This is a genomic window from Aequoribacter fuscus, assembly GCF_009910365.1.
Classification (GTDB): Bacteria; Pseudomonadota; Gammaproteobacteria; order Pseudomonadales; family Halieaceae; genus Aequoribacter; species Aequoribacter fuscus.
Genome location: NZ_CP036423.1, coordinates 520,792 through 539,308, shown reverse-complemented (window position 1 = coordinate 539,308; position 18,517 = coordinate 520,792). Strand labels below are relative to the sequence as shown.

The following is an 18,517-nucleotide window of genomic DNA, read 5'->3' as shown; positions in this document are numbered from 1 at the left end:
CGCCGCATAAAAACCTTTAATCAAAGGAAATCCTAACTTATGCTTCACCAAAACGGAGCATAACAATGATTCAGGCTCACTGGGTAAATCCCACGCTAACGCACGTCTCAGGAGACGAGTCTCTCATCACTCAATGGCGCGATTTCGGCGGCTGGCTCTGGCTCGATATTCAAGGAGAGCTCAATGGCAATGCCAAGTCGTTATTGCAAACCTTTGGCTGCCACGAACTCGCGCTAAAGGATGTACAACGCGATCGACACCCACCGAAAGTGGAGTGGTTTCAAGAACACACCTTCATCATTTTTCGTGGCTTAACCGAACTGGGCGATAACCTAAATTTCAAACCGCTGCAGTTGTCTTTATTCGTGGGTGAAGGTTATTTAATCACTGTCCATTCGCGCCCATCTCTCAGTATTCAGCAGCATCGAGAACGTCAAGATTTAACAAGCTTGATTACTAACCCTCAACGATTCGCACTCAGTGTTCTGCATTATTCCGCGGGGCTATTCCTAGAAGCGCTTCTGAGTTTTGATTCTGACCTCATTCGCATCGAAGACGAAATGCTCGAACACGGTAACGATCAACTGCTCAAAGATCTGATTCGTTGCCGGTCTCAACTTAGAAAAATGCAGCGTAACTTCAACTATCACGAAACGCTGGCAAACGAATTAATTACACTGTGGGACGATCCAGAGGAAACGGTAGAACTGACCCACCGTTTGCGAGATTTATACGACCGCTGTGAACGCTTAGCCAGTCTGTCAGCGCAACAGTACGAGATTTGTGGCGACTTAATCGACGGCTATTTCTCTTTAAGTTCACATGAGCTCAACAACACCATGCGCATTCTGACAGTGGTCACATCTATTTTTGTGCCATTGGGTTTTCTAGCGGGATTATACGGCATGAATTTCGACTACATCCCAGAACTGCACATACGCAACGGCTACTTCATTTTGCTGGGCGCAATGGCAACATTGGCCGCCGCTATGATTGCCATTTTCAAAGCGAAACGATGGTTTTAAACTGCTCAACTCATGCCTCACCACACTTGGGAATTACGAACATGAAACATCTTTTTACCTTCATCTTGCTGTTCGCCTTTGGGTCACTTCAAACGGCTGAAAGTTTTAGTGCTGAAGTGAAGCTTCAAGAGCTTGTTGCTGCTGATATTACTTTTGACCCTAACCTACCAAAGCCCGAGGATATTACTGGCATAAAAGTCGGTGAGCGCCATTGGTATTCGCACGAGATTCAACGCTACTTAGATGCTCTAGCGGAGGACTCGCCCCGCATGGTCGCCTTGGGCGAGCACGCACGCAGCTACGGCGGTCGGCCGTTGGTGAGTTACGCCATCTCATCGCCCGAGAATCTAGCGAATCTAGAACAAATTAAAGCGTCACGCTCACATATCATCGATCCTGCCAGCAACATCGACTTAAGTGCACAACCCGCCGTCGTGCACATGATGTACAGCATACACGGCAACGAGCCCAGTGGTAGTAACGCGACCCCCCTAGTCGCCTACTATTTAAATGCCGCTCAAGATGCCGAGCTGGAGCAACAACTCAAGCATGTAGTCATCATTTTTAACCCCATGCAAAACCCCGATGGACTGGACCGTTTTGCACATTGGAGCAACAACCATCGCGGCCGAAACCCCAGCTCAGACCCCAACGATCGTGAGCACCGGGAACACACGCCCAACGGCCGCGGTAATTACTATGGCTTTGACCTAAACCGCGATTGGCTTGCTCATCAGTTCCCTGAAAGCCGGGGCCGTTTAGCGCTAATGCACGAATGGAAACCTAACGTTCAGCTTGATTTTCACGAGCAGGGCAGCAATAGCCATTACTTTTTTATGCCGGGTAAGCCTGAGCGCACAAACCCCTTAACACCCGACATGAATCAGGTGCTCACGGCCAAGATAGGCGAGTACCACGCACACGCATTAGATCAAAAGGGTGTGCTGTATTTCACCCAAGAGAACTACGACGACTTCTTTATGGGGAAGGGGTCGACTTACCCCGACTTGTTCGGCACCGTTGGCATTCTGTTTGAGCAACCCTCATCTCGCGGGACCCACCAACAAACCATCAACGGTCTACTCGATTTTCCGACCACCATCGGCAATCAGATTCTGACCTCGCTATCGTCAATTCGAGCAGCCGCCGACCTAAAAGACGAACTCTTGACCTACCAGCGAGACCATTTCTTAAGCGCGAATACGTTAAAGGGCTATTATTTGGCGCGCGCTGAGGACGACCCAACGCGCCTGAAAGAGTTTATCCGAGTGTTAAAGGGTCACAACATACAGATTCAATCATTAACGGAAGATATCACTGCCGAAGGCCACGTATTCAGTACGCAAGACTCGATAGCGATACCCCGCGATCAGCCCAATGCAGCCTATTTAGAGGCCTTGTGGAATCGACCAGTGGAGTTTGAAGAAAACGTCTTTTACGATGTCTCGACTTGGACTCTACCCCTAGCGTTTGACCTACAGCACACCGAAAAAGCTGTCCTAAAAGCGAAGACAGCACCGTTATCCGATGATTTCTTAACGACAGCACATGAGTTGCCCACCTCTACTATCGGATATCTCATTGACTGGCGCGACAGCGCCACGGCCGCTTTGCTATATGATCTTCTCGACGCTGGCGCGAACGTCCGAGCGGCAAAAAGTCCCTTCCGAGCAAAGACAGAGGGGGGCGCGCGCGACTTCGGTTACGGCACACTGTTTATCAGTCCCGAATTAAATACAACTCTGCCTGAGCGTGTAATGGCTCTCCTGCAAGACGCAGCCGCCAGAGGATTGCCGGTTCACGCAGCCAGCAGCAGCTTTACGAGCACGGGCATCGATTTAGGAAGTCGCGAATTCGACGTATTAACCTTGCCCAAAGTGCTCTTGGTAACTGGGCCAGGCACTTCAGGCTACGACACCGCGGAGCTTTGGCACTTGCTCGATCGCGTAGTCGATATGCCGCTGACGATGATCGATACTTTTCGACTACCAAGCACTGACCTGGAGCGTTATACCCATATTTTGCTCACCGATCCCTTAAAAGCGGTGCCCGGCATCAGCAAGAAGCTCGGCGCCTTTGTGCAGGCAGGTGGCGTGCTTTGGGCACAGGGCGACCGCACCATTGACTGGCTGAAGCAAGAGGGCATAACTCAGGTCATTTGGAAAGAAACTGCGCGTCAAACGATGAGCTCCGCGTTCCAACGCACCGTCAAAAAAGATAACGCCAGCACTGACGAACTTGAACGATTGTTGCCAGCCCGACAGGCTTACGCCGATGCCGACAACGAAGCCGCATATCGACTCGTTCGGGGAGTTATTTTAAACGGCGATATCGATATCACGCACCCTCTAGGATTCGGTTACACCGATCGCGCACTACCGATGTTTAGAACCAACAATCGCTTTATGCTGCGATCTGACGACCCTTTTGCCACACCCATTGCTTACAATGAGCAAGCGCTGATGTCCGGATACATGTCGAGAGAAAACCAAGAATTAGCGGGCAGTTCAGCAAGCATCATCGTCGATAGCAAGGGTAAGGGCGCTGTGATTTTATCCTTAGATGACCCCGCGTTCAGGGCATTTTGGTGGGGCAGTCAGCGGGTACTGATTAATAGTATTTTCTTTGGTGAGTTGCTTTAGGGATTTATCAATAAGTGCGGACGAGCTAACGCTCGATTCGCACTTTTGTCGGAGAATGACCGCATTATGCATAAACGCTTAAGCTGGCAACGACGGGTTCGAAAATGGCACAATCGGATCGCGGTCATCGGTTTTTTACAGCTATTCGCGTGGACCGTCAGTGGTATCTATTTTGCTTTTACCGATATAAACCAAGTGCGTGGCAATGATTATCGCGTGGCGAGTCCACAGAGCTCGATTGATTTTGCCGCTGTCAATTTGAGCACAACCTTCAACGGCAAGTTGACGGTGCAACAACGCCTGCCGGGTGAGATCATCATAGGCTCTGATGGCCGCTGGCAAACTGCACAGGGCGATCCGCTACAAATACTCAACCAAGAAGAGGCCTTAGCCTTAGGCAAGGCGCAAACCAATCTCAATTTAACTGTCGCAAGCCTAATAGAAAGCGCCGAGCCAACCAGCGAGTTTCGCGGTAGAGCCTTGCCCTTGTGGCAACTAATCGATACGGAACAGCCGTCCGTCAAAGTGTACCTGGATGCCTACAGCGGTTCGGTCAGCGCCATACGCAACGACGCGTGGCGCATCTGGGACTTTCTTTGGAGTTTGCACATTATGGACTACAGCACCCGCGATAAAATCGGCACGGTGCTGTTAAAGATTTTCTCAGTACTTACCCTCTTTACCGCTGTACTGGGTATCGCGCTGTATCTACTGATCCCGAAAAAGCGCTAAATTGTCCTAAAAGCGGGTATCTGCAATCGTGGTGCGATACAACAACCGATCGTAACCATCATAGCCACCGGTTGCGGCGTGCAGCAACGAGCGATTATCCCACATCACCAACATGCCTTTTTCCCAAGCGTGAGAGTAAACAAATTCTTCCTTGGTTTGGTGGGCATAAAGTTCAAGTAGCAGGTTATCGCTGTCTGCTTTATCCATACCGACAAAGCCTTGTATATAGGCGGCCGAAGAGAACAAGGCTTTTTTGCCCGTTTCGTGATGCGTACGCACCAAGGGATGCTCATACTTCTCGCGTGCACGCTCGCTGGCAATAATCTTCATGCTGCGGCCGCTTCCCTGATCATTCTCGCCGTAAGCACCGTCAGGCGCATACCCTAGTTCCGCCGAGTGGATCGCCATGAGATTCTCGACTCGATCGCGCAGGCTATCGGGTAAGGCCTCGTAAGCCGCCACTTGATCGGCAAACAAGGTGTTGCCACCATGGGGTGGAATGGTGATGCCGTACAGAGCGGTACCCGCCGGAGGTACCGCTAAAAAACTCCAATCCGTATGAAAAATCTCGGCAAAGATGGGGGTTGTTTCGTCGGCATTTCGTTGAATAGCAGCGACTTGTTCGTGCTCGTCGATGTGACCGAAGAACGGATCTTCCCCGATCGCACCGAACTGCGTACTGAAGGCCACCAATTGTTCTGGCGTTAAGTTCTGGTTAGGGAAAATCAGCAACTTATTATTCACCCAATGCTCACGAAGCTCAGACAGCCAATCAGCCGACAAAGGCAACGATAAGTCCACGCCTTCAACGACGGCTCCACAACTGCCACCCGTAGGTTTTACACTGTATGTCATGCCAAGCTCCTTTTTCATCGTTATTGAGCCATACCTTACCTCAACACCCCCTTTTGACCCAACATAAGCTCATCACAAAGTGATGAATTTAGACAATGAGACCGCCGCTGTTCAGGCTCGTAATTCAAGGGGCGCAACCCAACTTAACCGACAGAATATTTGACCAAAGGCCGGGACCGCATGCGATACTGAGCATGAGTTAAGCGTGAGCCAACACAAGAAGAGCATTCCATGAGCAAACTCTATTTCCGTTACGGCGCAATGAACAGCGGCAAAAGCACCGCTCTATTGCAAGTAGCCCATAACTATGAAGAACGCGACCAAGCCGTTCTATTGATCAAACCCTCGATCGACACCAAAGGACATCGCCAGGTGGTCTCTCGCTTGGGTGTTCGTCGTGAAGTGGACGTTCTTCTCAATAAAAGCGACAGCCTAAAACAGGCTGTCAAAGAGGCGCTATCAGAGCGCGACCAAAGTTTACCGCCTGTATCGGCTGTTCTCATTGATGAAGCGCAATTTTTAACACCGCACCAAGTCGACGAAGCACTCGAAGTTGCGGTTTTTGAAGAAATCCCGGTCCTCGCTTACGGCATCAGAACCGACTTTCAGACGCGCTCGTTCGCTGGAAGCCAGCGCTTAATGGAAATTGCGCATACGCTTGAAGAGATGAAGACCATTTGCCGGTGTGGCCGCAAAGCCATCTTTAACGCTCGGGTCGGCGATTCGGGACGAATCAGAGAAGGCGCACAAGTGATGATCGATGGCGAAAGCGCACGCTACGAGGCGCTTTGCGCTAAGTGCTTTTTAAGTGAGTGAACCGTTTATCTTTAATGGCTGAGACGGCCAGACAATACCTGTGCCGCCATCGATTAAAAAGCGTCAGGATCTTGGAACGACACCCATCGCCTGCATCATCTGGTTTTGGTCAAAGTACTCTCGCCAGACTTTGATTTTACCGTCTTCAATTTCCATGGCGCCAAACACAGGCACGCGGCCGCGATGTCCGTTAAACTCAATCTCGTCAAATCGTTCGATCATAACAACGCCGTTCACCACCCCCATGTTGCGCACATCAAAATCCACATGGGTTAGCAATGCACCAATACGCGCTGTGTGCCTACGCATGGCCTCTGGACCGACCATTGGGTCTTTTTCGGCGTAGTGAATGACACCGTCGTCGGCGATTAAATTTGCTGCGGCCTCCCAATCGAGCTGTCGGTACGCATCCAACATCGCCTGAGCAACCGCAAGACGCTCCTCATCGGACATGCTATTTCTGTCAATACTGACATCCTGAGGTGCCAAAGGATGGGGTGGCTCAGCATCAATAACGCCCATCTCGCTTAACAACCAGTTGCGATCGTAGTACTCGCGCCACTCTTTTACTTGCCCCTCCTCAATAGAAAGGACTCCAGTGACGGGTACCATTCCTGTACGGCCGTTAAACTCAAAACTGTCGAGACGCTCGATGACCACGTCGTCTCCCAACAGACCCATGTTCAAAACGATAAATTCCATACGGGTAAGCCCGTCTTCAAAGGCCTTAAAGCGCGTGCGAATTTCTGCATTTCCCCGGGTGGGCTCCAGCATCATATTGTGCAGCACACCGGTTTCGCCGAACAGCTCATACACACGCTCCCAGTCCAAGGTGTTCCAGGCATCCAGCATGTCTTTGGCGGTCGCCAGCTTTTGTTCATTCACTGCGTCTGTCTCCTGTTTAGAAATCACTGGCACAATAATCTCATTGCGGCGGAAATAACCCGGGATCCAAGGTGGGTTGTATTGATTAAGCGTGGGGCTGCCACTCATTTGCCAGTCACTGTCGGCCAGAAAGGATTGAAGTTGGGCCCAGTACTTCTCAGCCATAACGCCATTGGCTCTTCCAGAGAACCGAATAACCGCGGCGGTGTACGCGGGCACCTCCTTAAAAACGACCCGCTCATCGGCGGGTTTCGGCAACTGATCCCGCTCGTATTCGCTGGGCATCATAAATTGCATTTCAGCAGCACTGCCGCCCATAGATGTGGTAACCGGCGCTGTCATGGCGATTTTTTCTTCGCGCTCATTACCACCGAAGATGTAACCGGCCAAGACTCTAAAGCCAGAGTTCTGACCTGAGGTCATCACCGTTGCCGCCACGACTTGTGGTTCATAATGACGAATTTCTATCGCATCGCCATACGCCGCGACAAGCTCATACTTGGGTTCTTCAATAGCCACAACGTCCACCGCAACCAACAGGAATAGTAAGGCCTGAACTAATCGTTTCACTGCAGCACACTCCTTGTCCAAAGTATTGGTACGAACAAAGTGGTCATTGGATCATTGATCAACAAAGGCTCACTGCGTAATACGCGTGCGCAAGACGCCTAAGTGCGACGCAAAAGTCAAAACTTCATCGCCCGGGCGCAAGTAAGGCCAAGGCATCCAAATATTGGGCATTTGGAACGCGACACCATCGGGTGTACCCAGCATGATCACGGTACCCGCTTTCACAGCACCGCATGCCGTGAGCGGTATATTACCGCCCTGATACTGATAGGGCTGATCACACTGGTGCAGTGTCTCTTGCATGACTTTCGATGCGTTCCAAATCATTTGTGCCCCCCGACCTTGTTGGCGCAAGTCCCCGTTGACGGCCAAGCCGAGCGCGACGCCATCCAAAAAAGTATCTACATCTTGGGGTACAACCAGCAGAGCGCCTAAGGGCAAGCGTCGCTCGCCGCTCTTACCATCCGCAAACCCCGTTCTGCCCAAGGGGCCGTCAAGATCGATGGTTCGAACAAGGTCCCAGCGGTCGGTAAAATCGTTGCAGAGCGTCACCCCAAGAGCAGAGGGCTTTTCGATGGTGTAGTCGTCTATTGGCACCGCGCATAACTCCACCTCGTAATCTAGGCGAGCGCTTGGTGGCAGGGTGTCATTCCAAGCCGAGGGTGTGCTGATCTTGGGGAATAAAAATGGGCCTTCATCCAAACCAACTTCCTCAGCGTGTGCTGCAAAGTTGGTCCCAGCCGCGATAGCCTGAGCTCGTGGCTCAAAAGGCAGCCCTAAAGCTTCCCACTCAATGAAAGTCACTTCGCTGTCGAGCGCTGTTCTGATGACCGCGGGGCCTAACTTTCGATACAGCGCCAACGTATCTATACCTTTCGCATCAAAGAACTCGGAAAGGTTTACAGCGACCACACCCTTTTGATCCAGAGCGGCGACCAGCAACACATCATTCCCTCGAGTTCTGGCAAAGGTTAATGCGTCTGCTACCGGTGCAAGCCTCAGTGCATGTTTGGGTATGGTCTCGATTCGCTCGTCGTAAAGCCCCTGCGATACCTGAACACTTTTACCGACGACGGCGAGCACGCCAAGGCCTATCAAAACCAAAACGACTTTTATCAGTTTCATATGCTATTGCCTTCTATGTCACGCATTAGACTTTTAACTCATCGACAGACAATAGCAACCTTATTGGCTCGCCGCCTGACGCCCCGCGATACGCCCAAAAAATGTGGCATCACCGACTGACATACCCGACGAGTAGCCCTCGGAAGATCGAGGCAAACCCGCAGTGACACGACCGGCCGCGTACAAACCCTCGACTATGCCGCCGTTCCAGCGTTTGACTTCACCTGTCGGCAGGGTATCTAAGCCACCCAGAGTAAACGTTAAAGGGCCTTTAGTGCCGGGCATAATCACCGCCGTCTGTTTGTCAAACGATAAGTCCAGTAAGCCATAGGGCCCTTTCTCAAGTGGGCTTAACCATTCTGGCGCCTTGCGAAACTTTGGGTCCACGCCCTGTTTCGCATGCTGGTTAAAATAGGCAACCGTTTGCTCCAGTGCGCCTGCTGGGAAAATACCCGCCTCAGCAGCAAGCTCCTCGATCGTGTCGCCCGTAGCCACGACGTCCAAACGCTCGATGTACATTGGGTGATCAAAATTATCGGCGTCCACCAGAAGATACAGCTGTTGATTGGGTTGCAAACTGGCGTAATGGGCGAGCCGCGCTAAGTAAGCGTCTTCATTCACAAAGCGCTCGCCTCGCTGGTTCACCAAAATACCAAAGGTAAGCTTTGATGGCGGATAAATAGGCAAGGACACAAAGGCTTCGTCCATGTTAATGGTATACCCACCCGCAGCTTGCCCGAGCTTAATACCATCGCCCATATCAAAAGGGTTACCGTACGGCGTGGCCCACTTATGGTTATCAGGTAAATAGCGTTTGCGCATCTCATCGTTCATGATAAACCCGCCCGAGGTCAGTACCACCCCACGGCTGGCTTTCACATAACGTAGCTGGTTGTCTTGCTTGACCACAAGGCCCACGACCCTACCCGCCTCGTCGGCAATGAGATGCATCACACGACTGTCGTACTGCACATCAACGCCCGCCTCAACCACAGCGGATGTTAAGGCATCGATGAACATGCGCCCGCCAAAGTCGCCCTCGTGCGAGGGGACATGCCCTCGAGGCACCGGCGCGGCCACGTCTTTAAATTCGAGCGTGCGCTCGTTGCCAGTGAATAATAGCGATTCGTCTGTCAGTGGCACCACTTCGCGCTCGAGCATCACGGCTTCTTTATAAGGTACACCCAAAGATCGCACCCATTCAAAATGGTCAGCCGCTCCCTCCGCGTACAAGCGAATTTTTTCAGGATCGCCACGCACGCCCATGGCCTTTTCAAGATAAGCGATAAAATTCTCGGTGGAATCTTCAAACCCCAAGGCCTTTTGAAGTGAGGTACCGCCCGAACCACCCAGATACATCTCGCAACTTGACAGTCCTGTAGACCCACCAGCGCCGCTGGCACGCTCATACAAAATAACGCGAGCACCAGCTTTGGCAGCCTCTAACGCAGCACTGCCTCCCGCACCACCAAAGCCACAGACCAGCACATCTGCCTCAGCATCAAAGCTAGCAATTGAGGCCAGAGAAATAACAGAGAAATCCGTTTGCGACATACCGAAACTCCGAATTATTGTTTTGGGCAGTGTCCTAGCGATTGCCCAGTTTAGCAAGAATGGCGTTTAGTCCAATGCGAGGATTACCCTAAATCCAAAACTCTCCCTTAAACTTTGAGGCTAATGGCCCACCTCAAGCGCAGCGATTAGTTCCACACGCAAATCTCGGGGATCAATGATCTTATCGAACGCCATCGAGTCGGCGGGCACCCATGCACCTGATTCGATCTTTTGAATTCGCTCGCTTTCTTGTGCATCTAACTTGGCAACTGCAGTGCTGCCAATCGCGGGCACACCACCCAGTGACACCGAAGGTAACGCTAAGCTGATGGCTTGGCGATCCCATGGGTTCATACCCATCACCGATGACCCGAAACCGTACGCTTTTCTGAGCGTGACAACGATCTTCTTACCTCGAAAACGTCGCTGTGCATAAAACATTCGCCCAGCTGCTTTTAAGATGCCAGCTTTTTCAGACTGCGGACCGGGCAAAACACCGGGATTATCGATGAGGCTAATCAAAGGCAGTCCAAGCTGGTCAGCAACCTCAATAAAATGCGCTGCCTTTTGCGCGGCGGCCGTATCGATAGAGCCGGCTAACACCGTAGGTTGATTCGCCATCACCATAACCGCGTGGTCTGCCACGCGCCCTAAACCCAATAGCATAGCTCGACCATAGAAAGGTTGAAGCTCAAAAAAATCACCACGATCAAGCAAGGTTTGAATCACCGAGCGCATATCGTAGGGTGTGTTAGCTTGCGGAGGGATAATATCGAGCAAAGCATCACTGGTTGGCTCAGAGTTCGAGTTCTTCCACGCTTGCGCTGACCTAGGACCTAGGAAACTCAGATACTGCTTAGCCTGATCGATCGCGTCTTGATCAGTTGCAGCAACATTGTGAACAACACCGCTGTCGTAGGCATGCACGCGAACACCACCTAACTCTTCAGCGCTGACGTCAACCCCCAGCGACAGTGCGACTAGGGGCGGGCCCGCCGTAAACAGTGCAGCATCTTGGCGCATGATAATAAAATCCGCAAACATACCAGTTAGTGCGCCATGACCCGCCGACGGACCGAGCACTAAAGTAATCACGGGCACATGACCCTTCAGATCAGCCACCAACTGCAAATCATTTGGAACATTAGGGTAGCGCTCGGTGTTGTTACCTACTCGCTCTCCCGCTCCCTCTAGCATAAGAATCAAGGGCAACTTCTGCTCGGCCGCTAATCGAACCAAACGTGAGCGCTTAGCGGCATTAGCGTGGCCAATTGAGCCACCTTTAGTCGTGAAATCCTCTGCCATGGCGACGGCTGACATGCCATTGACTCGACCGATACCCCCTACCAACGCGTCTCCGGCAAGTGGCGGGTGACCCGCCGGATGACTCATGCCAGCAAGGGCGCCAATTTCGTTAAACGAACCCGCATCAAACAGGTAATCCAATCTGGCGCGGGCAGTCAAATAACCTTTAGCCTGATGCGCCGCGACCTTTTCAGGGCCTCCCATTTGCGAAGCCTGTTCGTGACGGGATTGAAGCTCTTCCCATAAAGCATTCCACTGCTCACGATTGTTTGCCATACCAACCCTCTCTATCGGACACGCAGCACCGATACCCCAAAACCTGAAATCCCATTCACACAGTCAAGCGACGGCGCTACGCCGCATCAAATCTTCACTAACTGCCCAACCTGTGGTTCAGCCCCGCCCGCTAAAATAGAGCGATACGCTTCACTCACCGCTTCCGAGCCTTCGGCACACTTCACCGTCATCCAGCCATCGCAAAATTCTCGAAACTGCGCGTAGCTCCCACCCAACAAGGTCATTAGCACCGCAGCACCTAATGTTTTACTGCGCTCCTGAACGTGAGCGGGGGCAAAGAAAAACTCTGGTTTTGCACCAGGCAAATTGTCTGTCGCACCGGCCTCCTGGTAATGTGTAGCGCCGATCAAACACGAGTATTTGATGTTGTCGCCGAAATGCTGATGACACTGCGCCAAAGTCGCGGCGCTACCTGCCATGTCAACGATAACGGCAGGGGCGCTTGCATCCAGCTGCTCGATTTGCTGATAGCTATGAACCTCGTCATAACACTCCAAAGACTCGCAAAAAGCGCGATTTTTTTCGGACGTAATAGCGATACTCTTCATTTGCCCACGCTGTTTCACCGCGAAGGCCAAGGCAATACTGGTTTTGCTCGATGCACTGGTGATTAAGCAAAGTTCAGCGCCAAAGGCGGAGTTTTCATTCAGAAAATCTTCCACCAACCACGACGTCATAAACAAACCTCGCAGCAAGCTGTCTTGCCCTTCTCGCGCATTGTCGTAAAGGGGGTTAGCACTGGCTTTGTCGAACTGACAATACACTGGAGCGTGCTTGGCACGATGTAAACCAATATCTTTAAAGCTTGACGAGGTTACTTGTCCCGCTTCAATCCTGTGGTAGTTGGTGTACGGAAAAAAACCCCAAACGCGCTCGCCCACCTCGATATCGGGATGTGCTGACGCTATAACGTCCGCCCAGCCCATGGCTGGAATGCGCCCCCATCCGTCTTCGGCGGGGAAGAATCCCCAGTAATCCAGCAGTTCGCCGGCCACGGCATAGGATATGTTGTTGGAGGTCATGGCCAAGCGATCGACTGCCAAGATGACCTCGTTGGGCTCAAGTGTCTCGCTAAGTACTTGAGTATAAATTCGAGTTTCTGAGAGAGCCGTTTTATTGACCTCGAGTACCTGTTGCTGCCAAGCCATGCCCCGCTTCCTTTTAAGTCGCAAAACCTGTTTGTGCCACAGCCACTGCTTGATTGCCAACTTTTTTATCGTCGCTGCGGTATGAGCTCGATGAAGTGCGGTTGTTTTTGGGGCGTTTTGTCCTTTTTTTCTTGCCCTAGGATCCAGATCTGACTAGCCTTTGCTTACCGTTTACTCGAGGCTCAACCGTGCTTGATTTACTGACCCCTAGACGAACATTTATCGCTTTGTTTCTCGCCAGCATTGTTGGCATGGGCTTCGCGTTTTGGCTGCAGTACTACCTGGGTTTAGCGCCATGCCCACTGTGTATGACTCAGCGTGCGTTCTTGGTTTTGGTGGGTATCACAGGCCTTATTGCTGCATTGCATAACCCTGGCATATTCGGTCAAAAGCTCTACGGCGGACTTGGGCTCGCTTTTGCGGGAGTGGGCGGCGCTGTCGCTGGACGACACATCTACCTGCAAAATCTTCCCGAAGATTTGGTTCCGGCTTGCGGCCCGCCTCTGGAATACATGCTCGATACCCTGCCCTTTTTAGAGGTCATCAACACGATATTGATGGGCGACGGGAACTGTGCGGACATAAGCTGGACTTTCTTAGGGCTAACTATCCCCGAGCAGACTCTGCTGTTCTTTATAGCGCTCGGTAGTGCCTGCATTTGGCAGATGGTGCGCAAAGACGCTTAGCTAACTCGCTCGATTGCAAATGTAATCAGCAAGTTCAACAAGAACTTGGGGGTTAGGTAGATCGGCCACTGAGGCTTTAGCTTGCGCACACAGATGTTGCGCTTCGGCTTTCGCACCCTCTAATCCCAACAACTTGACGTAAGTTAACTTGTCGGCTTCTTGATCTTTACCGGCCGTTTTACCAAGCGTCGCGCTATCTGTGGTTACATCTAAGATATCGTCTACTACCTGAAAACACAGACCAATAGCGTCACCATACGCACTTAGGACCCGCCGCTCCTTTGATCCAGCATTCATACAATAGGCACCTAAACGCAGAGCGGATCGAATTAAAGCGCCCGTTTTTAAGCTATGTAATTGCTTAAGATAATCAACGGATTCAGAAGCACCGGTTGCTTGCATGTCCAATGCTTGCCCAAGCACCATACCCTTAGGTCCAGAAGCTTGAGCCAATTCTTTGACCATCGCCACCACCTTATCGGCGGGCAATGTATCGATTTGTGTCAGCAGTTCAAAAGCCCAAGCCTGCAGGGCATCGCCGACCAAAATGGCCGTCGCCTCATCGTATTGCCTGTGGACGGTAGGTTGACCGCGTCGAAGGTCGTCGTTGTCCATGGCCGGCAAATCGTCATGCACTAACGAGTAGGTGTGGATAGATTCAATGGCCGCTGCCGCTAAATCCAAGGGGGTAAGATTCGGCGGAAAGAGCGTTAAATCCGCGCGCAAGCTGGCGGCGGCCGAATAAACCAAGGCTGGACGTAAACGCTTACCGCCCACCTTTAAACTGTAAGCCACAGCGTCTGCAAGCTGCACCTCAGAACGGGGCAATTGGTTTAGCTGCGCGACAAGACAAGCTTCGACACGTGCTTTACAGGCGTTTAAGTGTTGCTCAATCACTGTGCGTCGTTTTGACGGTCGGCGACGAAAGGCTCGGCGAGCAGTTCACCATTGCTTTCCATCAAAATTTTGACTTTCTGTTCCGCAGCTTGCAAAGCCGCTTGCGCTTGTTTTGAGAGCGTCACGCCCTCTTCAAACACTGCGACCGATTGCTCAAGGGTGAGCTCACCAGATTCCATCTGCGCAACCAAAGTTTCTAGACGGCTCATTGCAGCTTCAAAATCTAAGGGGTGATCAGACATACCGTTAAAACCTTATACAACGACCACAGTGGGCGTGATTATCGAGGACGGAGTAACCCGAGCTTCAATCGAAGCCTGAATACCTGAAGCGGACAACCCACACTCTGCCAACAGTGCTTTGTGGTCGCCGTGGTCAACAAATCGATCCGGCAAACCAAGGCAAAGCACGTCAATGCCCCAGGCTTTGAGCGCTTTGTATTCCAACACAGCGCTACCCGCTCCGCCGGCCAACGCGTTTTCCTCTAGTGTGACGATGAGGTCATGGCTGCGCGCAATATCGTCCAGCAAATCAGTATCTAAGGGCTTAACCCAACGCATATCGATTACAGTCGCATCCAAGGCTTCTGCCGCCGCTAGAGCCTCGGTGAGTAGCGTACCAAAGTTTACGATAGCTACCTTTTGACCCTGTCGCACCTGAACAGCCTTACCTATTTCAACCGCGGTCAGGGTTTGCTCAATCAGTGCGTTAGGACCGTTGCCACGCGGGTAGCGCACTGCGCTGGGACCTTCGTGGACATAGCAGGTATGCAATAACTTGCGGCACTCATTCTCATCGGAGGGCGCGGCGATTATCAGATTTGGAATGCAGCGTAAGTAACTTAAGTCAAACGCACCATGATGTGTTGGCCCGTCTTGGCCAACCAAACCGGCGCGATCAATACCAAAGGTCACATCGAGGTTTTGCAAGGCCACATCGTGAATGAGCTGATCGTATCCACGCTGCAGGAACGTCGAATATATGGCCACCACCGGTTTTAAACCATCGCAAGCCATTCCAGCGGCGAGTGTCACAGCATGCTGCTCAGCAATAGCGACATCGTAATAACGATGCGGAAATTTCTGCGAAAACTCAACCATACCGGAGCCTTCGCACATAGCAGGCGTAATGCCAATAAGTCGGGGGTCTTGCTCTGCAGCATCGCACAGCCAGCGACCAAATACGTCTTGATACTTGGGGCCTTTATTAGCCGGCGGCTCGACGCCTTCGGGCGCTTTGGTTTTACTTTCGAGCTTGTTAATCGCGTGATAACCCACCGGATCATGTTCGGCGGGCTCAAACCCTTTGCCCTTCATCGTTCGAAGGTGCAGAAACTGAGGGCCCTCTAAGCTCATCATGTTCGTGATGGTTTGCACCACCAAAGGCAAATCGTGACCATCGAGTGGACCGATATAATTAAAACCGAGCTCTTCGAACAAAGTCCCGGGAGCAACCATGCCCTTCATGTGCTCTTCTGTACGTTTGGCGAGATCCCACGCAGGCTTAATCTGCTTAAGAATTTTTTTCGAGCCTTCGCGCAAACTGATGTACGTCTTGCTCGCCCAAATTTTTGCGAAGTAGGTGGCTAGCCCCCCGGTGTTGTGACCGATAGACATTTGGTTGTCGTTTAAAATAACCAACATGTTTGGTCGTTCATGGCCTGCATGCGCCAGTGCCTCTAACGCCATGCCTCCGGTAATGGCTCCGTCGCCGATTACCGCCACCACTTTGCGCGAAATGTTTTGCTGCGCTGCCGCTACCGCCATACCCATAGCGGCCGAGATACTGGTCGAAGAATGTCCGACGCCAAACGTATCGTAGGGGCTTTCTGATCGTTTGGGGAAGCCTGCTAATCCACCCGCCTGACGCATGGTGTGCATCTGCTCTCGACGTCCAGTAAGGATTTTGTGTGGGTAGGTTTGATGCCCCACATCCCAAACAATGCGATCATCCGGAGTGTTGTACAAATGGTGGAGGGCAACCGTTAATTCGACCACTCCCAAACCGGCGCCGAAGTGACCACCCGTCAGTCCCACTGAGTACAAAAGAAACGCGCGCAGCTCGCTGCACAAAGCCTCAAGCTCTGTAAGACTCAGATCGTGAATCGACAACTCGCCATCCAATGCATCAAGCAAAGGCGTTAGCGGTCTATTGTGCGGTATTTTGGCAAGCATACGTGTAGTTTAGCGGAAGTGCGCAGCGTGCGTCACTCGCAATCGTGGCAGTTTTTACACTGGCCTTCACGCTTAGTAATGCTGGCGAGGGCGGCAAGCACAGAGTCGCTCAGGCATTTTCGTCATTAATGTTCTTGAACCGGTGGATTTGGCGGCGCTCGCGCTTGTTTGGTTTGTGGTCAGGGCGCCCAATCAGCCCCCCTGCGGCCTTGCGTGCCAAAGCCGCCGCCTCGCGCTTGGCGACGCTTTCCGATGTCTCTTGATAAAGCAGCTGTGCTTCAGGGGCACCTTTGCGCTGATCTGACAACGCTAAAACAACAATGTCTCTGTCATCATAACCCTGGCGTACGCGGATTTCGTCTCCGACAATCACATCTTTACTGACTTTTACGCGCTGGCCGTTAACGTGTACTTTGCCGCCTTCGATGGCTTGCTTACACAGCGAGCGCGTTTTGTAAAAGCGTGCGGCCCAAAGCCATTTATCGAGACGGAGTTTTTGCATACACGATGTCGAATCAATCACAAACTCGCAGCAATCGTGCGGATCCACTGAGCCTCATTAATAAAACCCGACCCCCAAGATGCCCACTTATCACCCAGGCCAACGGCGATGATATCGTCTATTGACTGACCGTCATCGAGCGCAGACCGCACCGTTTGCGTTGTTTCCAGCAACATTTGGTAGTACGCGCGCAAGTCATCCTTCGAAGCAAGAGGACCATGGCCAGGGACTATTTGAACAGACTCATCAACGCTCGCCAAAATTTTGGCGATATTGTCGGTATAGCTTAAGACATTACCACCCGACTCAATATCGACGAAGGGAAAGCGACCATTAAAAAAGTGGTCACCCAAGTGCACAACATTAGCATTGGTAAAACGCACAATGCTGTCACCGTCGGTGTGTCCCGCCGAGTAGTGCTCGACCACAATCGCTTCGTCGTTAAAGTACAACGAAAGCGCATTGGTATACGTTAATACAGGTAAGGCTCGTTCTGGCGAAGGCGGAAAAACCACGCCTAAAGCCTTGTTGTCCAAACCCGTTTGCATGCGAGTTCGAACATTGTTGTGCGCAATAATTGTCGCGCCCTCACCAGCCCAGTAGTCATTGCCGCCCGTATGATCTTGATGCCAGTGCGTGTTGATAATGTAGTTGGGTGCGCTGTAATCCCCCCCAGTTAGATCATCCACCGCGAACTGATATTCGTTGATCATGTTGGGATAGTCATCGTCAATCATGACTGCACCGTCATTCCCCAGCGACAGCACCACATTACCGCCACGTCCTTGAAGCATGTACAAACCTTCTGTAAGCGGCGTAGTCGTTACTTGCTGGGCAAAGGCAATACTGGCTCCTAACACAAGCAAGGGCACTGCAATCAATCGCTTCATCGTCTCTCCGGTATCCATTGGCCTAGTGCAATACTTACGCGTCTAGGTCGGGTATAAGATCATCTTTAAGGCGCTCTATCGCGTCTTTGAGACGCAACTTCTCTTTCTTTAGGCGCTGCAGCAAAATTTGATTCTGGTAGGGGTTTAGCTGTAACTCGGTAATTTTGGCGTCCATAACGCGGTGCTTGTGCTGCAGCTCTAACAAACGCATGGCAGGCGTTAATTCCTGATTTGCGGCGTTACTAATATCTGGAGGCTTGCGACCGAAAGGCATGACGATCTCGCTGGCTTTGTTGGGCTTACATTACCCGCCCTTTTCGAAGCAGACAAGCCCCGCACGTGCTAAACCCTAATTTGCGACAGAACACTTGAGCTTTGCATGTGTTCACCGCACACTAAGCTCAAATAACAAGG

At 51.7% G+C, this 18,517-nt stretch carries 17 protein-coding genes; 5 read left to right on the top strand and 12 right to left on the bottom strand.

What is annotated here, in order from left to right; all coding sequences use genetic code 11:
- Positions 1–65: 65 nt before the first annotated feature.
- The 3 genes from EYZ66_RS02470 to EYZ66_RS02460 all read left to right on the top strand — a co-directional run bounded on the left by EYZ66_RS02470 (position 66) and on the right by EYZ66_RS02460 (position 4,399).
- Positions 66–1,025 (top strand): magnesium transporter CorA family protein, encoded by a 960-nt coding sequence (locus EYZ66_RS02470; protein WP_009575912.1) that lies wholly within the window; start codon positions 66–68, stop codon positions 1,023–1,025.
- A gap of 41 nt (positions 1,026–1,066) precedes the next feature.
- Positions 1,067–3,667 (top strand): M14 family zinc carboxypeptidase, encoded by a 2,601-nt coding sequence (locus EYZ66_RS02465; protein WP_009575913.1) that lies wholly within the window; start codon positions 1,067–1,069, stop codon positions 3,665–3,667.
- 66 nt (positions 3,668–3,733) lie between these two features.
- The gene (locus EYZ66_RS02460) at positions 3,734–4,399 is read left to right on the top strand and encodes a hypothetical protein (RefSeq protein WP_009575914.1); all 666 of its coding nucleotides are present in this window, start codon (positions 3,734–3,736) and stop codon (positions 4,397–4,399) included.
- A 6-nt stretch (positions 4,400–4,405) separates the two neighbouring features.
- On the opposite strand, the gene EYZ66_RS02455 is transcribed toward EYZ66_RS02460, so the two are convergent.
- Entirely contained in the window at positions 4,406–5,254 is an 849-nt protein-coding gene (locus tag EYZ66_RS02455; RefSeq protein WP_040816731.1) for a TauD/TfdA dioxygenase family protein, read from the bottom strand.
- Positions 5,255–5,485: 231 nt separating this feature from the next.
- Here EYZ66_RS02455 and EYZ66_RS02450 point away from each other — a divergent pair, with 231 nt between their 5' ends.
- Complete coding sequence (locus EYZ66_RS02450; protein WP_160195583.1) at positions 5,486–6,070, top strand: thymidine kinase; 585 nt, start codon at positions 5,486–5,488, stop codon at positions 6,068–6,070.
- Between the two features lie 63 nt (positions 6,071–6,133).
- Here the strand turns inward: EYZ66_RS02450 and EYZ66_RS02445 are convergent, their stop codons facing one another.
- From EYZ66_RS02445 to EYZ66_RS02425, 5 genes are all read right to left on the bottom strand, one after another.
- Entirely contained in the window at positions 6,134–7,525 is a 1,392-nt protein-coding gene (locus tag EYZ66_RS02445; RefSeq protein ID WP_009577106.1) for a heme-binding protein, read from the bottom strand.
- Positions 7,526–7,594: 69 nt separating this feature from the next.
- Positions 7,595–8,650, bottom strand: coding sequence for a fumarylacetoacetate hydrolase family protein (locus tag EYZ66_RS02440; RefSeq protein ID WP_009577107.1), 1,056 nt, complete (start codon positions 8,648–8,650; stop codon positions 7,595–7,597).
- Between the two features lie 60 nt (positions 8,651–8,710).
- Entirely contained in the window at positions 8,711–10,204 is a 1,494-nt protein-coding gene (locus EYZ66_RS02435; RefSeq protein WP_009577108.1) for an FAD-dependent oxidoreductase, read from the bottom strand.
- Positions 10,205–10,324: 120 nt separating this feature from the next.
- Positions 10,325–11,785, bottom strand: a complete 1,461-nt coding sequence (locus EYZ66_RS02430; RefSeq protein ID WP_009577109.1) for an acyl-CoA carboxylase subunit beta — start codon at positions 11,783–11,785, stop codon at positions 10,325–10,327.
- Between the two features lie 86 nt (positions 11,786–11,871).
- Positions 11,872–12,954: a DUF2855 family protein gene (locus tag EYZ66_RS02425; protein ID WP_160195582.1), complete on the bottom strand. Its 1,083-nt coding sequence runs from the start codon at positions 12,952–12,954 to the stop codon at positions 11,872–11,874.
- Between the two features lie 188 nt (positions 12,955–13,142).
- Here EYZ66_RS02425 and EYZ66_RS02420 point away from each other — a divergent pair, with 188 nt between their 5' ends.
- Positions 13,143–13,640 (top strand): disulfide bond formation protein B, encoded by a 498-nt coding sequence (locus tag EYZ66_RS02420; protein ID WP_009575566.1) that lies wholly within the window; start codon positions 13,143–13,145, stop codon positions 13,638–13,640.
- On the opposite strand, the gene EYZ66_RS02415 is transcribed toward EYZ66_RS02420, so the two are convergent.
- From EYZ66_RS02415 to EYZ66_RS02390, 6 genes are all read right to left on the bottom strand, one after another.
- Positions 13,641–14,537 (bottom strand): polyprenyl synthetase family protein, encoded by an 897-nt coding sequence (locus EYZ66_RS02415; protein ID WP_009575567.1) that lies wholly within the window; start codon positions 14,535–14,537, stop codon positions 13,641–13,643. It abuts the gene before it with no gap.
- Entirely contained in the window at positions 14,534–14,779 is a 246-nt protein-coding gene (locus EYZ66_RS02410) for an exodeoxyribonuclease VII small subunit (RefSeq protein WP_009575568.1), read from the bottom strand. The genes EYZ66_RS02415 and EYZ66_RS02410 overlap by 4 nt, the downstream gene beginning before the upstream one ends.
- Positions 14,780–14,791: 12 nt before the next feature.
- Positions 14,792–16,711: a 1-deoxy-D-xylulose-5-phosphate synthase gene (gene dxs, locus EYZ66_RS02405; RefSeq protein ID WP_009575569.1), complete on the bottom strand. Its 1,920-nt coding sequence runs from the start codon at positions 16,709–16,711 to the stop codon at positions 14,792–14,794.
- A gap of 109 nt (positions 16,712–16,820) precedes the next feature.
- The gene (gene hslR, locus EYZ66_RS02400) at positions 16,821–17,213 is read right to left on the bottom strand and encodes a ribosome-associated heat shock protein Hsp15 (RefSeq protein ID WP_009575570.1); all 393 of its coding nucleotides are present in this window, start codon (positions 17,211–17,213) and stop codon (positions 16,821–16,823) included.
- A 17-nt stretch (positions 17,214–17,230) separates the two neighbouring features.
- The gene (locus EYZ66_RS02395; protein WP_009575571.1) at positions 17,231–18,103 is read right to left on the bottom strand and encodes an MBL fold metallo-hydrolase; all 873 of its coding nucleotides are present in this window, start codon (positions 18,101–18,103) and stop codon (positions 17,231–17,233) included.
- 34 nt (positions 18,104–18,137) lie between these two features.
- Entirely contained in the window at positions 18,138–18,377 is a 240-nt protein-coding gene (locus EYZ66_RS02390) for a YdcH family protein (RefSeq protein ID WP_040816507.1), read from the bottom strand.
- Positions 18,378–18,517: the final 140 nt, after the last annotated feature.